This is a genomic window from Pseudomonas sp. R4-34-07 (genome assembly GCF_003852375.1).
GTDB lineage: Bacteria > Pseudomonadota > Gammaproteobacteria > Pseudomonadales > Pseudomonadaceae > Aquipseudomonas.
In genome coordinates this window covers 481,847-500,310 of the sequence record NZ_CP027760.1, presented here as the reverse complement: position 1 = coordinate 500,310, position 18,464 = coordinate 481,847, and the positions used below count along the sequence as shown (strand labels likewise).

The window sequence follows — 18,464 nt, the reverse complement described above, 5'->3', positions numbered from 1 at the left end:
CCAAAGCGGCAAGGAGCCTTCGTGCCCACAGTTGAAATGGAACGTCGCCAAGTGGTGGTGATCGGTGCCGGGCCGTCCGGGGCCATCGCGGCCGCGCTGCTCAAGCGCAAAGGGCATGATGTATTGATTATCGAGCGCCAGCATTTTCCGCGCTTCTCGATTGGCGAAAGCCTGCTGTCGCACTGCATCGACTTTATCGAAGAAGCCGGCATGCTCGACGCCGTGCAGGCGGCCGGCTTTCAACTGAAAACCGGTGCCGCATTCGCCTGGGGCGAGCGCTACAGCGCGTTCGATTTCGGTGACACCTTCAGCAACGGCAAGCCGACGACCTTCCAGGTGCAGCGCGCCGAGTTCGACAAGCTGCTGGCCGATCAGGCGGCACTGCAGGGTGTGGAAATCCGCTACGGCGAAAGCATCGTCGGCGTGGACTTTTCCGGCGAGTGTCGTTACCTGCACGTACGCCGCGAGAACGGCAGCGAGTACCACCTCAAGGCCAAATTCGTGCTGGATGCCAGCGGCTATGGCCGCGTGTTGCCGCGCCTGCTGGACCTTGAAGCCCCGTCGAATTTTCCGCTGCGCCAGGCCGTGTTCACCCACGTCGAAGACCGCATCGAACACCCAGGCTTCGACCGCACCAAGATTCTGGTGACCACCCATCCCGAGAAGCGCGATATCTGGTTCTGGACCATCCCGTTCAGCAACGGCCGTTGCTCGGTGGGCGTGGTCGCGGCCAAGGAGCACTTCGACGGCCACGACGGCGACCTCGACGCCTGCCTGCGCGGGTTTATCGAGCAAACCCCGAGCCTGTCCGGCGTGCTGCAAAACGCCGTGTGGGACACCCCGGCGCGCAGCATCGGCGGCTATTCGGCCAACGTCAAAACCCTGCACGGTCCGGGCTTTGCGCTGCTGGGCAACGCGGCGGAGTTTCTCGACCCGGTGTTCTCTTCCGGCGTGACCATCGCCATGCGTTCGGCGAGCATGGCCGCCGGCTTGCTGCATCGCCAACTGCAAGGCGAAACGGTGGACTGGCAAACCGAGTTCGCCGAACCGTTGAAGCGCGGCGTCGACACCTTCCGCTGCTACGTCGAGGGCTGGTACGCCGGGACGTTCCAGGATGTGATTTTCCACACCGGCAGTTCGCCGGAGATTCGTCGCATGATCAGTTCGATCCTCGCCGGTTACGCCTGGGATGAACGCAATCCGTTCGTCAGCGAGCCCAAGCGGCGCCTGCGCATGTTGTCGCAAATCTGCGCGAGTGAGACGGTATGACCAGCCCTGCCGTTGAAAAAAACTACCTGAGTAAGAACTACGTCGAAGAAACCCGGTTCGGCTTCTGGTTCCTGCGCAGCCACACCTGGCAGCACCATGTGCTCCGCGTAGCGATCAACGACCTGCGCAGCCTGTTCAGCGAACCGCTGCCGGTGGCGCCGGTGTTGCTCGACGCCGGCTGCGGCCAGGGCAAATCCTTCAACTTGCTGCAGCAGGTGTTTGCGCCCTCGCGTTTGATCGGCCTGGATGCCGACCCCCACAGCCTGGCGCTGAGCCGCGAAGAAGCCGCTCGCCAGGGCCTGGCCGTGGAGTTGATCGCCAGCGACTGCGCCACCCTCGACGTTCCCGACGCCAGCGTCGATATCGTGTTTTGCCACCAGACCTTTCACCACCTGGTCGAGCAACATCGCGCACTCAAGGAGTTTTATCGGGTACTCAAGCCGGGCGGCTATTTGCTGTTTGCCGAGTCCACCGAAGCCTATATCGACACCTGGGTAATTCGCTGGCTGTTCCGCCACCCGATGCACGTACAAAAAAGCGCCGAGGAGTATCTGCAGATGCTGCGCGAGCAAGGCTTTGAATTCGGCGCGGGGAACGTCTCGTACCCCTATTTGTGGTGGAGCCGTTCCAGCGATTTCGGCCTGCTGGAACGCTGGGGCCTGCGCAAGGCGCCGCCGGTGGGCCAGCGTGAGGAAACCCTGGTCAACTGTGTGGCGCGCAAGCCGTTAGAGGCCGCGAGCTCATGATGCGCCGGCTGTTGATGGGTTGCCTGTTGCTGCTCAGCGCGTGCGCCAGCCAGGCACCGTTACCCGAGAAAATCCCGGCGCTGGCCTTGCCGATGCAATTGCATGTGCAACGCCTGGAGGGCGAGCGCAGCCAGGACTGGCTGTTGGTGATCCAGCGTGAAGGCGCGGCGATTCGCTGGTCGATGATGGATCCGCTGGGCATTCCCCAGGCCCGGCAGAAGCTGATCGACGGGCAATGGCAGGCCGACGGCTTGCTGCCGCCCGATCCCCAGGCGCGAGCGCTGTTCGCCGCGCTGCTGTTTGCCCTGGCCTCGGCGGATGACGTGCGTGCGCTGTATCCTTCGGCCCAGGCCATGGACCTCACGCGAACGCTGCCGGGCCATTGGCAAATCGTCTATCAGTCCTCGGAGGTGTTCAGCGTGAACATGGCGGGCCAACCGTTGAGCTATCGCATTACTCCGCTGGGGGGCGGCCGATGACTGCCTACCTCAATGCGCTCGGCGTAATCTGTGCCCTCGGTCGCGGCCAGGCCGAGGTCAGCCGCAGCCTGTTTGCCGGTGACTGCAGCGGCATGCGCGCCGAGAGCGGCTGGGTGCCGGAGCGTGTGGTGCCGGTCGCAGCGGTGCGCGGCGAACTGGCGACCATTCCGGCGCAATTGGGCCAGCAGAGCAGCCGCAATAACCAGTTGCTGCTGGAAGCGGCGTTGCAGATCGAGGCGCAGATTCGTCAGGTGATCGACACCTACGGCGCCTCACGGGTGGGCGTTGTGCTGGGCACCAGCACTTCGGGCATCGACGAAGCCAGTCGCGGCATTGCCCACTACCTGCGCGATCACGCGTTCCCTGGCGACTACGACTACCAGCAGCAGGAACTCAGCGCTCCGGCGAATTTCCTCGCCGACTGGCTGCAGTTGAGCGGCCCGGCCTATGTGATTTCCACCGCCTGCACGTCCAGCGCCCGCGCATTGATGAGCGCCCAGCGCCTGCTCGACTTGCGCGTGTGCGATGCGGTGCTCTGCGGCGGCGTCGACAGCCTGTGCAGGCTGACGCTGAACGGGTTTACCGCGCTGGAAGCGGTGTCTGCCGAGCGCTGCAATCCGTTCTCGGTGAACCGCGACGGCATCAATATCGGCGAAGCGGCGGTGTTGTTCGTGATGAGTCGCGAGGCGGCGCCGGTCGCCCTGCTGGGCAGCGGCGCCAGTTGCGACGCGCACCATATCTCCGCGCCCGAGCCCAGCGGCAAGGGGGCGTTGCAGGCGATGCGCAAGGCCCTGGCCAACGCGAAACTTACGCCCGAGCAGATCGGTTACCTGAACCTGCACGGCACCGCCACCCAACACAACGACGCCATGGAAAGCCAGGCGGTCGCCAGCCTGTTTCCGGGCGGCGTGGCCTGTTCGTCGACCAAACCCATGAGCGGCCATACCCTCGGCGCGGCGGGCGCACTGGAAGCGGCGTTCTGCTGGTTGAGCCTGACTCACGGCCTTGTCCCGCCCCATGTGTGGGACGGCCACATTGACCCGGCGCTGCCCGCGTTGCAGTGGGCGCACAAGGGCGACACCCTGGAAAAACCCTACCTGATGAGCAACTCGTTTGCCTTCGGCGGCAACAACGTCAGCCTGATTATTGGAGAGGCCCCATGATCGATTGGCCACTCGCCGAACTGCTGCCCCACGCGGGCGACATGATCCTGATCGACCAGGTGCTGTCGTTCGATGAAGAGCAGGTGCATACCCGCCTCACCGTCAAGCCTGGTGGCCTGTTCAACCGCGCAGACGGCAGCCTGCCGGCCTGGGTCGGTATCGAGCTGATGGCGCAAAGCGTCGCCGCCTATGCCGGTTTTCGCGCGCGCCAGCAGGGCCTGGCGGTGGAACTGGGCTTCCTGTTGGGCACGCGTAAATTCGAGTGCAACGTGGAACACTTCCCGGTCGGCGCCGAGCTGAACATCCACGGCCTGCGCTCCCTGGAAGACGACAATGGCATGGGGGTGTTCGAATGCCACCTCACTGGCGACGCAATCCAGGCCAGCGCACGCTTGAACGTATTTCGACCGCCCCAGGCGGCCAACTATTTAGCTGAAACGAAGGACGAAACGCCATGACTGAATCCGTACTGGTCACCGGCTCCAGCCGTGGCATCGGCCGCGCCATTGCCCTGCGCCTGGCCCAGGCCGGGCATGACATCGTGCTGCATTGTCGCAGCGGGCGTGCCGAAGCCGACGCGGTACAGGTCGAGATCCAAGCCCTGGGCCGCCAGGCGCGGGTGCTGCAGTTCGATGTGGCAGACCGCGCCGCGTGCAAGGCAATCCTTGAAGCCGATGTGGAGCAGCACGGCGCTTATTACGGCGTGGTGCTCAACGCTGGCCTGACCCGCGACGGCGCCTTCCCGGCCCTGTCGGAAGAGGACTGGGACGTGGTGATGCGCACCAACCTCGACGGTTTCTACAACGTGCTGCACCCGGTGATGATGCCGATGATTCGTCGGCGTGCCGCCGGGCGCATCGTGTGCATCACCTCGGTTTCCGGGCTGATCGGCAACCGTGGCCAGGTCAACTACAGCGCTTCCAAAGCGGGCCTGATCGGCGCAGCCAAGGCGCTGGCCATCGAGCTGGGCAAGCGCAAGATCACCGTCAACTGTGTCGCACCGGGCTTGATCGACACCGCCATGCTGGATGAAAACGTACCGGTGCAGGAGCTGATGAAGATGATCCCGGCGCAGCGCATGGGCACCCCGGAAGAAGTCGCCGGGGCGGTGAACTTCCTGATGTCGGCCGAGGCCGGCTATATCACGCGCCAGGTGTTGGCCGTGAACGGGGGCTTGTGCTGATGAAGCGCGTCGTCGTCACCGGCATGGCCGGCATGACCTCCCTGGGCAGCGATTGGGACACCATCGCCGCCAACTTTCGCGCCAACCGCAGCGGCATCCGGCGTATGGATGAGTGGGACCGTTTCACCGAATTGAACACGCGCTTGGCCGGGCCGATCGATGATTTCGTCGTGCCCGCGCACTGGACGCGCAAACAGCTGCGCAGCATGGGCCGTGTCTCGCGCCTGGCGGTGTGGGCAGCGGAGCAGGCGTTGCAGGACGCCGGCCTGCTCGGCGACGCTTCGATCAAGGACGGGCGCATGGGCGTGGCGTGTGGCTCGTCCACCGGCAGCACCGATGAGATCAAGGCGTTCGGCAACATGCTGCTGAACTCGGTGGCCGAGGGGCTGAATGCCAACTCCTATGTGCGCATGATGCCGCACACCACGGCGGCGAATATCAGTATCTTTTTTGGCCTGACCGGTCGCTTGATCCCCACGTCCAGCGCTTGCACCAGCGGCAGCCAGGGCATCGGTTATGCCTACGAGGCGATCAAGTTCGGCCGCCTGCCCTTGATGCTGGCCGGAGGCGCCGAAGAGCTGTGCCCCACCGAGGCGATGGTGTTCGATGCGCTCTATGCCACCAGCCTGAAAAACGACGCCCCCCAAACCAGCCCGCGCCCCTACGACAGCGGCCGCGATGGGCTGGTAATCGGTGAAGGCGGCGGCATGCTGGTGCTGGAAGAGTTGGAGCACGCGCTGGCGCGGGGTGCGCATATCCACGCCGAACTGGTTGGTTTCGGCAGCAATGCCGACGGCCAGCACACTACCCGTCCGGAGCAGAAAACCATGCGTCGCGCCATGGAACTGGCGCTGGAGGATGCCGGGATTGAGCCGTCCGCCATCGGCTACGTGAACGGCCACGGCACCGCCACCGACCAGGGCGACATCGCCGAAACCCTGGCCACCAGCAGCCTGTTCGGTCCTCGCATGCCCATCAGTTCGCAGAAGAGTTTCCTTGGTCACACCTTGGGCGCGTGTGGGGCGCTGGAGTCATGGTTCAGCATCGAGATGATGAACCGCGACCAATACGTGCACACCTTCAACCTGGACGCCGTCGACCCGCAATGCGGCGAGCTGGATTACCTGCAAGGTGGCTTTCGCGAGATGCATCACGACTACGTGATGAACAACAATTTTGCCTTCGGCGGCGTCAACACCTCGTTGATCTTCCGCCGCTGGTCCTGACTTTTTAATCAATTGGAGAAAACGGAATGTCTTCCCTGCTACGCGCGACCCTGATCACCCTGGCCCTGCTGACCACCGCCGGCTGCACCAATAAACCGGTACTTAACACCCAGCACGAACTGCCGGCCACCACTCAGGTCAGCGAAGAAAAAATGAAACAGGTGATCGTCGCCGCCCTGCAAAAACGCGAGTGGACGGTACAACGCCTGAGCCCGCAACTGGTGCAGGCCGAGATCACCGTGCGCAACCAGTTTTATGCAGCCATCGATATTCGCTACACCCGCAACAGCTACGCCATTACCTATCGCGACAGCCGCGACCTGGGCTACAAGGACGGCAAGATCCATCGCAACTACAACCGTTGGATCAGCATGCTGGACCGCGACATCATGGCCGGGTTGCGCTCGGCGGGAATGCAGTAACGCTGATTGTTTGGATCGTTCCCACGCTCCGCGTGGGAACGCTGCCTCGGACGCTCTGCGTCCCGCCGCGAGTGCACGGTTGCAGTCCCCTTCACCTGGGTGACGCGGAGCGTCACGGGATGCATTACCACGCGGAGCGTGGGAACGATCGGATGTGACCCGGCCTACACCTGCGCCTTACGCGTCAACAACTCCACAAACGCCTGCGCCATCGGCGACTGCGCGCCCTTGCGCTGCACCAGCCACACCGCCGTCACCGCCTCCGGGTCCAGCAAGGTGCGGTACACCACGCCATCAATGCGGATACGCTGGTAAGACGCGGGCAGCACCGACACCCCCAACCCTGCCGCCACCAGGCCAATGATGGTCATCGCCTCGCCTGCTTCCTGGGCAAAGTGCGGGCTGAACCCGGCGTCGCGGGCCAGATTGAGCAATTGTGCATAGAGACCACTGCCATAACTGCGCGGGAAAAATACAAAGGGTTCGTCAGCCAATTGCGCCAGGTGCAAGCCGCCTTCGCTGCCCTGGGCCAACGGGTGCCCGGCGCTCAATACCGCCACCAACGGCTCGCGCATCAGCTCGATCACACTGAGGGAATCCGGCAACGGCAACGGTCGCATGAGCCCGACCTGGATCGACTCATCGAGCAACGATTCGGCCACCTGGGTGCTGCTCATTTCTTCCAGGCTCAAATGCACCGCCGCAAATGCCTGGCGAAACGCAAAGATCGCCTGCGGGATGCTGGCGTTGAACGGCGCCGACGACGTGAAGCCGATTTTCAGCTCTCCAAGCTCTCCCAACTGCGCACGTCGCGCGACGTCTGCCGCTTTATCGACTTGCGCCAGCACCAGGCGCGCCTCGTGCAGAAACAGCCGCCCTGCTTCGCTCAGCTCGACCCGACGATTGGTACGCTCAAATAAGCGCGCGCCCACGTCTTGCTCCAACGCCTGAATTTGTTGGCTCAACGGCGGTTGCGAGATGCCCAGCACTTGCGCGGCGCGGCCAAAATGCAGCTCCTCGGCGACGGCGATGAAGTACCGCAGGTGACGTAATTCCATGCAAACCTCATTAGGTCGCTAAAGCTATCAAACGGGTCGAACAATATATTGGAAAGAATCATTAGCCAGCTATATTCTTTTTCGTATTGCCGGCCGTGGCAGTCTTTCCTCCCCGAGGTCACCGTGAAATCTGCTGTTGCTGCACACGCTCAAGAAGCCCCGCACACTGCCCTGGATGAGGTCGTCGCGCAGCTCAACGACGAGTACATCGAAAAAGGCACGCCGATGTTCATGCGCACGGTCTTGGCGCTGTTCTCCGGCGGCTTTGCCACGTTTGCCCTGTTGTATTGCGTGCAACCGATGATGCCGGCGCTGTCCCACGAGTTTTCCATCAATGCCGCACAAAGCAGCCTGATCCTGTCGGTCGCCACGGCGATGCTAGCTTTCGGCCTGCTGATTACCGGGCCGGTTTCCGACAGGCTGGGGCGCAAGCCGGTGATGGTCGCCGCGTTGTTCTGCGCAGCGCTGGCCACCATTGCCAGCGGCTTGATGCCGAGCTGGGAAGGCATCCTGTTGATGCGGGCGCTGGTGGGCTTGTCCCTGAGCGGCCTGGCCGCCGTGGCCATGACCTACCTGAGCGAAGAGATCCACCCGCAGCACATCGGTTTGGCCATGGGCCTGTACATCGGCGGCAATGCGATTGGTGGCATGAGCGGGCGCCTGATCATTGGCGTGCTGATCGACTTCGTCAGTTGGCACACCGCAATGCTGATCATCGGCGGCCTGGCGCTGATCGCCGCGACGGTGTTCTGGAAAATCCTCCCCGAATCGCGCAACTTCCGCGCCAGCAGCCTCAAGCCGCGCAACCTGCTGGATGGATTTGTCATGCACTTCAAGGATGCGGGCCTGCCGTGGCTGTTCCTTGAAGCTTTCCTGCTGATGGGCGCGTTTGTCACGCTGTTCAACTACATCGGCTATCGCCTGCTGGCCGATCCGTATGACCTGAGCCAGGCCGTGGTCGGCCTGCTGTCGCTGGTGTATCTGTCGGGCATCTACAGCTCGGCAAAAATCGGCTCCCTCGCCGACCGCCTGGGCCGCCGCCGCGTGCTGTGGGGCACCATTGTGCTGATGCTCGCCGGCATGGCCCTGACGCTCTTCAGCCCGCTATGGCTGGTGGTGCCGGGCATGCTGATCTTTACCTTCGGCTTCTTCGGCGCCCACTCGGTAGCCAGCAGCTGGATCGGCCGTCGTGCGGTGAAGGCGAAGGGACAGGCGTCGTCGCTGTATCTGTTCTGCTATTACGCAGGTTCAAGCATTGCCGGCACAGCGGGCGGATTCTTCTGGCACTTTGCCGGATGGAACGGGATAGGCGCATTTATCCTGGCGTTGCTGATCGGCGCGTTGCTGGTGGCGTTGAGGTTGGCGAAGTTGGCGCCGTTGGGCCATGTGAAGGCCTGAGATCACCTGCGTCTGCCGATGCAGGTGACCCGGTCTCAGCACTCAACCGCACTCACCGCCAACCCGCCCCGCGACGTCTCTTTGTACTTGTCATGCATATCCGCACCGGTATCGCGCATGGTGCGGATCACCCGGTCCAGGGAGATAAAATGCTGCCCATCGCCGCGCAAGGCCATTTGTGCGGCGTTGATCGCCTTGACCGCCGCAATCGCATTGCGCTCGATACACGGCACTTGCACCAAGCCGCCCACCGGGTCGCAGGTCAGGCCCAGGTTGTGTTCCAGACCGATTTCTGCGGCGTTGCACAGTTGCTCGGGGGTGGCGCCGAGAATTTCGGCCAAGCCCGCTGCGGCCATGGCGCAGGCGGAACCGACTTCGCCCTGGCAACCGACTTCGGCGCCGGAGATCGAGGCGTTCTTTTTGCACAGAATGCCCACCGCCGCCGCGCCGAGCAGGTAGTCGACCACGTTGGCCTCCGTCACCTCTTCACTGAACTTCATGAAGTAATGCAGCACTGCAGGGATGATCCCCGCTGCGCCATTGGTGGGCGCCGTCACCATGCGCCCACCGGCGGCGTTTTCTTCATTGACCGCCAGGGCGAACAGGTTCACCCACTCCATGGCACTCAAGGTCGAACCGATCACATTGGGCTTGTTCAACTCCTGCAGACTGCGGTGCAACTTGGCCGCGCGACGGCGCACGTTCAAGCCGCCAGGCAGGATGCCTTCATGCTTGAGGCCTTCCTCCACGCACGCCTGCATGGCACGCCACAGGGTCATCAGGCCACTGCGGATTTCTTCTTCGGAGCGCCAGACCTTCTCATTGGCCAGCATCAGTTCGGCGACGCGCAGGTTGTGGGTCTTGCACAGCTGCAACAGCTCTGCGGCGCTGGAAAAGTCATACGGCAGCTCGGTGCGGTCCATGTCCGCCACGCCGCTCTGGGCCTGGGCTTCATCCACCACAAAGCCTCCGCCCACCGAGTAGTAGGTGTCGCGGTGCAACTCGCCGTCAGCATCGAACACCACCAGGGTCATGGCGTTGGGATGGAACGGCAGGTTTTCGTCGAGCAGACGCATGTCCCGTGACCATATGAACGGCACCGGCAAGCGGCCGTCGAGCAACAGGGTCTCGGTTTCGCGCAGCGTGTGAATGCGCACGCCAATCTGGGACGGGTCGATTGCGTCCGGCCACTCGCCCATCAGCCCCATGATGGTGGCGGTGTCGCTGCCATGGCCGATGCCGGTGGCCGACAAGGAACCGTAGAGTTGCACTTCGACACGCCGAACCTGTTCCAACACGCCACGTTCGCGTAACGTTTGAACGAACAACGCCGCAGCGCGCATGGGGCCGACGGTGTGAGAGCTGGAGGGCCCGATGCCGATCTTGAACAAGTCGAAAACGCTGATAGCCATTAACCTGAAACTCCTCGATAAGCGCGGCCAGGCTTGAACGAGGTGCTACGCTCAGATCGCCCAGATGGCGGCATCATCCAGCTTTTATCCGCCGTCACGGCGTCTCACACCGACGCACCCATGCTCACCAGCGTCGCTAACGTGCGATCGCCTGTTTTGGCCGTTTTTAACGGTGCAGATGAGTAAAAACTGCAGTTTCACTGTGGTAAAAATCTGTAAGCGACGTCACCGACACTGGATGCGACCCTCCCTGTACTGGATACGACGCCCCCTGTAGGCGTCAGATTTTCACTGGTACATGATCAGTCTCGACTCGTTTGCAAGGCACCGTGCCAGAGCTGTCCGACGCATACTCCAATAGCAGCACCTATAAAGCGCGGCGAATGCCGCCAGAAAAACACAGGAGTCTACCCCGATGAAAGGTTCACCCTCGTTGTTGTTGGCCGCCATGCTGAGTCTGCCGGTCATGGCGCACGCTGCAGAACCGGAACAATGCAAGACCGTCAACTTCTCCGATGTCGGCTGGACCGACATCACCGTCACCACCGCGACCACCAGCGAAATCCTCAAGGGCCTGGGCTACAAGCCGCGCACCACGATGATTTCGGTCCCCGTGACCTACAAGTCCCTGGCTGACGGCAAGAACATGGACATCTTCCTCGGCAACTGGATGCCGACCATGGAAAACGACATCAAGCAGTACCGCGATGCCGGCACCGTGGAAACCGTACGCGCCAACCTGGAAAACGCCAAGTACACCCTGGCGGTGCCCGAAGCGCTGTATGACAAGGGCCTGAAAGACTTCGCCGATATCGCCAAATTCAAGGATGAGCTGGGTGGCAAGATCTACGGCATCGAGCCGGGTAACGACGGCAACCGCACCATCCAGACGCTGATCGACAAGGATGCCTTCGGCCTCAAGAAAGCCGGTTTCAAAGTGGTCGAGTCCAGCGAAGCGGGGATGCTCTCCCAGGTTGAACGCGCCACCAAGCGCGGCCAGGCCATCGTGTTCCTCGGCTGGGAACCGCACCCGATGAACACGCGTTTCAAGATGAAGTACCTGACCGGGGGTGACGATTCGTTCGGCCCCAACTACGGCCAGGCCACCATCTACACCAACACCCGCAAGGGCTACACCCAGGAATGCAGCAACGTCGGCCAGTTGCTGAAAAACCTGCAGTTCACGCTGAACATGGAAAGCACCCTGATGGGCAACGTCCTGGACGACAAAATGAAGCCCGATGCTGCCGCCAAGGCCTGGCTGCAGAAGAACCCGCAAATCCTCGACACCTGGCTGGCCGGTGTCACCACCGTTGATGGCCAACCAGGGCTCGATGCCGTTAAAGCTTACCTCGCCAAATAGCACCCGCTGACCCCGGGGCGGTGCGCTGCCCCGGGATGTTTCCCTCTTCGCATGTGGACATTCACTACCATGCTGACTGAACAGAAAATCCCACTAGGCCAGTACATCGCTGCCTTCGTCGACTGGTTGACCCAACACGGTGCCAACTATTTCGACGCAATCGCATCGACACTGGAAACGATGATCCACGGCGTGACGTTTGCGCTGACCTGGTTCAATCCGCTGGCATTGATCGGTCTGATTGCGCTGCTGGCTCACTTTATCCAACGCAAATGGGGCCTGACCGTCTTTGTCATCGCCTCCTTCCTGCTGATCCTCAACCTGGGGTACTGGCAGGAAACCATGGAAACCCTCGCGCAGGTGCTGTTCGCCACCCTGGTCTGCGTGGTCATCGGCGTGCCGCTGGGCATTGTTGCCGCGCACAAGCCGATGTTCTACACCATGATGCGGCCGGTACTCGATCTGATGCAGACCGTACCGACCTTCGTCTACCTCATCCCTACCCTGACCCTCTTCGGGCTGGGTGTGGTGCCCGGCTTGATTTCCACGGTGGTGTTCGCGATTGCCGCGCCGATCCGCCTGACCTACCTGGGCATCCGCGATGTACCGCAAGAGTTGATGGATGCCGGCAAAGCCTTTGGCTGCTCGCGCCGTCAGTTGCTCTCACGCATTGAACTGCCCCACGCGATGCCGAGCATTGCCGCCGGTATTACCCAATGCATCATGCTGTCGTTGTCGATGGTGGTGATCGCGGCGCTCGTCGGCGCCGATGGCCTCGGCAAGCCGGTGGTCAACGCACTCAACACCGCTGACATCGCCCTGGGCTTCGAAGCCGGGCTGGCCATCGTGTTGCTGGCCATCATGCTCGACCGTATCTGCAAACAACCCGATGCCAAAGTAGGGGGTGATGCATGAGCATTATCCGATTCGACAAAGTCGACGTGATCTTTTCCAAAGACCCACGCGAAGCGCTCAAGCTGCTGGACCAGGGCATGAGCCGTAACGAAATCCTGAAGAAAACCGGGCAGATTGTCGGCGTTGAAAACGCCAGCCTGGATGTGGAAAAAGGCGAGATCTGCGTGCTGATGGGCCTGTCGGGCTCCGGCAAATCCAGCTTGCTGCGCTGCATCAACGGCCTCAACACCGTCAGCCGTGGCCAGTTGTTCGTGGAGCATGAAGGTCGCCAGATCGACATCGCGTCCTGCACTCCCGCCGAGCTGAAAATGATGCGCACCAAACGCATCGCCATGGTGTTCCAGAAGTTCGCCCTGATGCCCTGGCTGACGGTGCGCGAGAACATCAGCTTCGGCCTGGAAATGCAGGGCCGTCCGGAGAAGGAACGGCGCACCCTGGTCGATGAAAAACTCGAGCTGGTGGGCCTGAGCCAATGGCGCAACAAGAAGCCCGATGAGCTGTCCGGCGGCATGCAACAGCGCGTGGGCCTGGCCCGTGCGTTGGCGATGGACGCCGATATCCTGCTGATGGACGAACCCTTCTCCGCCCTCGACCCGCTGATCCGCCAGGGCCTGCAAGATGAGCTGCTGGAGCTGCAACGCAAGCTGAGCAAGACCATCGTGTTCGTCAGCCATGACCTCGACGAAGCCCTCAAGCTCGGCAGCCGCATCGCGATCATGAAAGACGGCAAGATCATCCAGTACAGCGTGCCGGAAGAAATCGTGCTGAACCCGGCGGACGACTATGTGCGCACCTTCGTCGCCCACACCAACCCACTCAACGTACTGTGCGGTCGCAGCCTGATGCGCACGCTGGATAACTGCACGCGGGTGAACGGTTCGGTATGCCTGGACCCAGGCGCCGACTCCTGGCTGGACCTGGCCGAAGGCAACACCATCCAGGGCGCACGCCAGAATGGCGTGGTGATGAACCTGCAGAACTGGGCGCCGGGGCAAGCGGTGGAGGGCTTGGGCCGGGTGCCGACGCTGGTGGACTCCAATATCGGCATGCGTGACGCCTTGCAGATCCGCTATCAGACGGGGAACAAGCTGGTGTTGCATGACAACAACAAAGTGGTGGGAATCCTGGGCGACAGCGAGCTGTATCACGCCCTCCTAGGCAAGAACCTGGGCTGACCAACACCGCAAAACAACTGAAGGAACCGGGCCAATGTGGGAGGGGGCTTGCTCCCGATTGCGGTGTATCAGCATCAAATGTGCTGACTGACACACCGCTATCGGGAGCAAGCCCCCTCCCACATTTAGCGCATTGCCTGGCTTCAGCTGTAAACCCGGCCAAGGAGCTGCCGATGGCTTTCGAACTGATCGAGCACGTCACGGGTGATCTGCTCCTGGGTGAAGCCCATCAGGTCGTATTCCTGCGGCCCGTTGTGCAGGTACACCTCGGCGCGGTAGTAGCGGGTGCGTTCTTCTTCGGGCAGGTCAGTGGGCGCCGAGGAATAAGCATCCAGGCTGACTTCGTAGACGAACGGGTTGCCCTCTTCCATCTCGATCCGCACACCGATGCAGCGTTTGGATTTGCCCAGCAAGGTCTGCACTTCCAATCCCTGCTCGCGCAACGCTGTGGCGGCTTCTTCCAATGCCGGCGTGACGTGCTTGTCCATAAAGCGTTGCACGGTGCCCTGGCTCGGTTGCAGGTCGAGCGCGGTCAGGCGCTCGCTGAACCCCCGGCGCCCGCGTTCAGCCAACTGCGCCTGCTCTTGTTCGATGGCCACATCCTGGCGCATGGCCTTGTGCAAACCGAACATGAACAGAATCAGCACCACCGAGAACGGCAACCCCGCCAGCACCACCATGGTCTGCATGGCTTCGAAGTTGCCGGCGAACAGCAGGCCGATGGTCACCAGGGTGATCACCGCCGACCAGAAGATCCGCAGCCAGTGCGGCGCATCTTCATCCACGTTGCCGCCTTTGCACGACAGGTTGGCCATCATCACCGCGCCGGAATCCGCAGGCGTCAAGAACAGCACGAAGCCCACAAAGATCGACACACCGATGACGATTTTCGACGCCGGGTAATGCTCAAGCAGCTGGTAGATGGCCATGGACGGCTGTTCCAGCGCAGTCTTGCCCAGCTCCACCGCGCCATGGTTCAGCACCAGGTCCAACGCCGAATTACCGAAGATCGACAACCACGCCAGAGTGAAGCCCAGCGGGATCAGCAGCACGCCGGCGACCAGTTCGCGTACGGTGCGGCCACGGGAAATACGCGCGATGAACATGCCCACGAAGGGCGCCCAGGAAATCCACCAGGCCCAGTAGAACAGGGTCCACAGGCCCATCCAGCGCTCGGTCTTGTCGGCGTCGCCTTCGTACACATAGAGGTCGAAGGTTTTCAGAATGATGCCGTTGAGGTAGTCACCGGTGTTTTGCACCAGGCCGTTGAGCAGGTGCAGGGTGGGGCCGAACAGCAGCACAAAGATCAGCAAACCGCTGAACAACACGATGTTGAGGTTGGACAGGCGGCGGATGCCATTCTCCACACCCGATACCGCAGCGATAGTCGCCACCGTGCTCATTACGATGATCACGATCAGCAGGTTGGTGTTGCTGTGCGCCATGCCGAACAGGTTTTCCAACCCGGACGACACCTGCATCGAACCGATCCCCAGGTTGGTCACCAGGCCGAGCAGGGTCACGAACATGCCGAAACCGTCCACCGCATGGCCGGCCGCGCCCTTCACCCAACGCTCGCCCACCAGCGGGTACAGCGCCGAACGCAGGGCCAGCGGCTGGTTGTGGCGGTACGCGAAGTACGCCACGGCCAGGCCGACCAGCGCATAGATCGCCCAGCCATGCAGGCCCCAGTGCAGGAAGGTCAGTTGCAGCGCCTGACGTGCCGCGCCATTGCTGGCGGCCGTGCCTTCGGGCGGGTTGAAGTAGTGGTCCAGGGGCTCGGAGGCGCCGAAGTACAGCAGCGAAATGCCGATGCCCGACGAAAACAGCATGCCGGCCCAGGCGCCGTAGCTGAAGTCCGGGGTGTCGTCCTTGCTGCCCAGTTTCAACTTGCCGTAGGACGAAAACGCCAGGCCGACCACGAACACCAGGTAGGCGGCGATGACCACCATGTAGTACCAGCCGAAGCTTTTCGACAGCCAGGCCTGGGCGACGCCGAGCATGCGCCCGGCCTCCTGCGGGGCGATGATCAGGATGGCGGTCAACAACAGAATCAGCGCGGTGGAGGTGTAGAACACCCAACCGTTGACCCGGACCTTTTCCGGCGGGGTCTTTATAAGAGAGGCAGAACTCATGGCGCAGATGCTCCGGGCAGTGCGAGAGAGAAACACAAGGCAACGGTTATCCCGGGACATCGATTTTTCGGCAGTCGACGGACGGGTGTTATAAAGACACCCCGAAAATCCCCAACCCCGCCGAAGCGGTAGCCAGGCCCTGATACGGCCTGTTTCAGGGGTTTTCGCAGGTGTCAGAGGGCGCGGCTCCCAGGTAGGAAATATCTGTAGGCAGCGACCATTTGTCGCAGAGCTTATTCTTTGTTGATTGAACGTTCAATCAAAACAAAATAGACTGGCCTTCAAGCCGATGGACGTGATCGCCCGTCAGCAGGCCTAAGGAGAGGTGCTACATGCCCAAGGTCGGTATGCAACCCATACGCCGCCAGCAGTTGATCGAAGCCACCTTGACGGCCATCGATCAGGTTGGGATGGGAGATGCCAGCATTGCGCTGATCGCCCGTCTGGCGGGTGTCTCGAATGGCATCATCAGTCACTATTTTCAGGACAAGAACGGCCTGATCGCAGCGACGATGCGTTACCTGATGAACGCGCTGATCGAAAACGTCCAGGAACGCCGGCGTGCCCTGAACGATGACAGCCCACGGGCGCATCTGCGGGTGATCATCGAAGGCAACTTCGACGCCAGCCAGGTCAACGGCCCGGCAATGAAAACCTGGTTGGCCTTCTGGGCCACCAGCATGCATCACCCGTCTTTGCACAGGTTGCAGCGGATCAACGATCACCGCCTGTATTCCAACCTGTGCTGCCAGTTCCGCCGTGCGATGCCGTTACCCGAGGCACGCAGTGCAGCTCGAGGCCTGGCGGCCCTGATCGACGGTTTGTGGTTGCGCGGTGCCTTGTCGGGAGACGCTTTCGACACGGAGCAGGCGCAACGGATCGCTTACGACTACATGGATTTCCAATTGGCCAAGCAGGTGAGTTAGAGCCCTTATAAACGCTCAACCCCTGAACGTCCGCCGCGCAGTATTGCCACATCCCCATGGCCCACTGTTCGACGGGTAACGCCAACCACTTATGCACTTGCGAGGACTTTATGGCCCGTTTCGACCTGCAAAAACTCTACATTGACGGCGGCTACAGCGACGCTGGCAGCGATGCCACCTTCGAAGCCATCAACCCGGCTAACGGTGAAGTTCTCGCCCAAGTGCAACGCGCCACCAAGGAAGACGTCGAGCGTGCCGTGGTCAGCGCTGAAAAAGGCCAGAAGATCTGGGCCGCCATGACCGCCATGGAGCGTTCGCGCATCCTGCGTCGCGCCGTCGACATCCTGCGCGAGCGCAACGATGAGCTGGCCGCCCTGGAAACCCTGGACACCGGCAAAGCCTTCTCCGAAACCAAGTACGTCGACATCGTCACCGGCGCCGACGTGCTGGAGTACTACGCGGGCCTGGTGCCGGCCATCGAAGGCGAGCAGATTCCGCTGCGCGACACGTCCTTCGTCTACACCCGCCGCGAGCCGCTGGGCGTGGTTGCTGGTATCGGCGCGTGGAACTACCCGATCCAGATTGCCCTGTGGAAATCCGCACCGGCCCTGGCCGCTGGCAACGCGATGATCTTCAAGCCAAGCGAAGTCACCTCGCTGACCACCCTGAAACTGGCCGAGATCTACACCGAGGCGGGCGTTCCAGCCGGCGTATTCAACGTACTGACCGGCAGCGGCCGTGAAGTCGGCACCTGGCTGACCGAACACCCACGCATCGAGAAAGTCTCGTTCACCGGCGGCACCGACACCGGCAAGAAAGTCATGGCCAGCGCGTCGAGCTCGTCGCTCAAGGAAGTGACCATGGAACTGGGCGGCAAGTCGCCACTGATCGTGTTCGAAGACGCCGACCTGGACCGTGCCGCCGACATCGCGATGATGGCCAACTTCTACAGCTCCGGCCAAGTCTGCACCAACGGCACCCGCGTGTTCGTGCCCAAGCACCTGCAAGCGGCGTTCGAAGCCAAGATTCTTGAACGTGTTGCGCGCATCCGTGTGGGCGACCCGCAAGATGACAATACTAACTTCGGCCCACTGGTCAGCTTCGCGCACATGGAGAGCGTGCTGGGCTACATCGCCAAAGGCAAAGAGCAAGGCGCACGCCTGCTGTGCGGCGGCGACCGCCTGACCGACGGCGACTTGGCCAAGGGCGCCTTCGTCGCACCGACCGTGTTCACCGACTGCACCGATGACATGGTGATCGTGCGTGAAGAGATCTTCGGCCCGGTGATGAGCATCCTCACCTATGAAACCGAAGAAGAAGTGATCCGCCGCGCCAACGACACCGACTTCGGTTTGGCTGCCGGCCTTGTGACCAAAGACCTGAATCGCGCGCACCGTGTGATTCACCAGCTGGAAGCGGGTATCTGCTGGATCAACGCCTGGGGCGAATCCGACGCGAAGATGCCGGTCGGTGGCTACAAGCAATCCGGTGTGGGCCGTGAAAACGGGATCAGCTCGCTGAATAACTTCACCCGCATCAAATCGGTACAGGTTGAGCTGGGCGATTACGCCTCGGTGTTTTAACACCCGGGATT

The 18,464-nt window shown here is 61.9% G+C and carries 17 protein-coding genes; 14 read left to right on the top strand and 3 right to left on the bottom strand.

Annotated features, from left to right (window positions below):
• Positions 1–21: 21 nt before the first annotated feature.
• From C4J85_RS02120 to C4J85_RS02085, 8 genes are read left to right on the top strand one after another with little or no spacing between them, the layout of a single operon-like run.
• Positions 22–1,269 carry an NAD(P)/FAD-dependent oxidoreductase gene (locus C4J85_RS02120; protein WP_124408882.1) on the top strand — a complete coding sequence of 416 codons (1,248 nt, stop codon included), beginning with the start codon at positions 22–24 and terminating at the stop codon, positions 1,267–1,269.
• Entirely contained in the window at positions 1,266–2,015 is a 750-nt protein-coding gene (locus C4J85_RS02115; RefSeq protein WP_124365547.1) for a class I SAM-dependent methyltransferase, read from the top strand. Before C4J85_RS02120 ends, C4J85_RS02115 begins: the two co-directional genes overlap by 4 nt.
• Positions 2,012–2,494, top strand: coding sequence for a hypothetical protein (locus C4J85_RS02110; RefSeq protein WP_124408881.1), 483 nt, complete (start codon positions 2,012–2,014; stop codon positions 2,492–2,494). The genes C4J85_RS02115 and C4J85_RS02110 overlap by 4 nt, the downstream gene beginning before the upstream one ends.
• The gene (locus tag C4J85_RS02105; RefSeq protein WP_124406093.1) at positions 2,491–3,657 is read left to right on the top strand and encodes a beta-ketoacyl-[acyl-carrier-protein] synthase family protein; all 1,167 of its coding nucleotides are present in this window, start codon (positions 2,491–2,493) and stop codon (positions 3,655–3,657) included. Before C4J85_RS02110 ends, C4J85_RS02105 begins: the two co-directional genes overlap by 4 nt.
• Complete coding sequence (locus C4J85_RS02100) at positions 3,654–4,115, top strand: hotdog family protein (RefSeq protein WP_124408880.1); 462 nt, start codon at positions 3,654–3,656, stop codon at positions 4,113–4,115. Before C4J85_RS02105 ends, C4J85_RS02100 begins: the two co-directional genes overlap by 4 nt.
• Complete coding sequence (gene fabG / locus C4J85_RS02095) at positions 4,112–4,840, top strand: 3-oxoacyl-ACP reductase FabG (RefSeq protein ID WP_124406091.1); 729 nt, start codon at positions 4,112–4,114, stop codon at positions 4,838–4,840. The genes C4J85_RS02100 and fabG overlap by 4 nt, the downstream gene beginning before the upstream one ends.
• Entirely contained in the window at positions 4,840–6,066 is a 1,227-nt protein-coding gene (locus tag C4J85_RS02090) for a beta-ketoacyl-ACP synthase (RefSeq protein WP_124408879.1), read from the top strand. Before fabG ends, C4J85_RS02090 begins: the two co-directional genes overlap by 1 nt.
• A gap of 26 nt (positions 6,067–6,092) precedes the next feature.
• Entirely contained in the window at positions 6,093–6,488 is a 396-nt protein-coding gene (locus C4J85_RS02085; protein ID WP_124360929.1) for a hypothetical protein, read from the top strand.
• Positions 6,489–6,652: 164 nt separating this feature from the next.
• Here C4J85_RS02085 and C4J85_RS02075 read toward each other — a convergent pair whose 3' ends face one another.
• On the bottom strand, positions 6,653–7,546 hold the full coding sequence (locus C4J85_RS02075; RefSeq protein ID WP_124406089.1) for a LysR family transcriptional regulator: 894 nt from the start codon (positions 7,544–7,546) through the stop codon (positions 6,653–6,655).
• A 171-nt stretch (positions 7,547–7,717) separates the two neighbouring features.
• Here C4J85_RS02075 and C4J85_RS02070 point away from each other — a divergent pair, with 171 nt between their 5' ends.
• Positions 7,718–8,944, top strand: coding sequence for an MFS transporter (locus tag C4J85_RS02070; protein ID WP_372240627.1), 1,227 nt, complete (start codon positions 7,718–7,720; stop codon positions 8,942–8,944).
• 35 nt (positions 8,945–8,979) lie between these two features.
• Here C4J85_RS02070 and C4J85_RS02065 read toward each other — a convergent pair whose 3' ends face one another.
• Complete coding sequence (locus tag C4J85_RS02065) at positions 8,980–10,356, bottom strand: L-serine ammonia-lyase (RefSeq protein ID WP_124365539.1); 1,377 nt, start codon at positions 10,354–10,356, stop codon at positions 8,980–8,982.
• A gap of 415 nt (positions 10,357–10,771) precedes the next feature.
• Here C4J85_RS02065 and C4J85_RS02060 point away from each other — a divergent pair, with 415 nt between their 5' ends.
• The 3 genes from C4J85_RS02060 (at position 10,772) to choV (ending at position 13,809) form a co-directional block, all read left to right on the top strand.
• A complete protein-coding gene (locus tag C4J85_RS02060) occupies positions 10,772–11,719 on the top strand; it encodes a choline ABC transporter substrate-binding protein (RefSeq protein WP_124365538.1) in 948 nt (315 codons plus the stop codon).
• 69 nt (positions 11,720–11,788) lie between these two features.
• On the top strand, positions 11,789–12,634 hold the full coding sequence (gene choW, locus C4J85_RS02055) for a choline ABC transporter permease subunit (RefSeq protein ID WP_003194913.1): 846 nt from the start codon (positions 11,789–11,791) through the stop codon (positions 12,632–12,634).
• Positions 12,631–13,809 carry a choline ABC transporter ATP-binding protein gene (gene choV, locus C4J85_RS02050; protein WP_124365537.1) on the top strand — a complete coding sequence of 393 codons (1,179 nt, stop codon included), beginning with the start codon at positions 12,631–12,633 and terminating at the stop codon, positions 13,807–13,809. The genes choW and choV overlap by 4 nt, the downstream gene beginning before the upstream one ends.
• Positions 13,810–13,952: 143 nt before the next feature.
• Here choV and C4J85_RS02045 read toward each other — a convergent pair whose 3' ends face one another.
• Positions 13,953–15,887: a BCCT family transporter gene (locus tag C4J85_RS02045; protein ID WP_256657488.1), complete on the bottom strand. Its 1,935-nt coding sequence runs from the start codon at positions 15,885–15,887 to the stop codon at positions 13,953–13,955.
• 389 nt (positions 15,888–16,276) lie between these two features.
• Here C4J85_RS02045 and betI point away from each other — a divergent pair, with 389 nt between their 5' ends.
• The gene (gene betI, locus C4J85_RS02040; protein WP_124360922.1) at positions 16,277–16,870 is read left to right on the top strand and encodes a transcriptional regulator BetI; all 594 of its coding nucleotides are present in this window, start codon (positions 16,277–16,279) and stop codon (positions 16,868–16,870) included.
• A gap of 110 nt (positions 16,871–16,980) precedes the next feature.
• On the top strand, positions 16,981–18,453 hold the full coding sequence (betB, locus tag C4J85_RS02035; RefSeq protein ID WP_124360921.1) for a betaine-aldehyde dehydrogenase: 1,473 nt from the start codon (positions 16,981–16,983) through the stop codon (positions 18,451–18,453).
• The last annotated feature ends 11 nt before the right edge of the window (positions 18,454–18,464 follow it).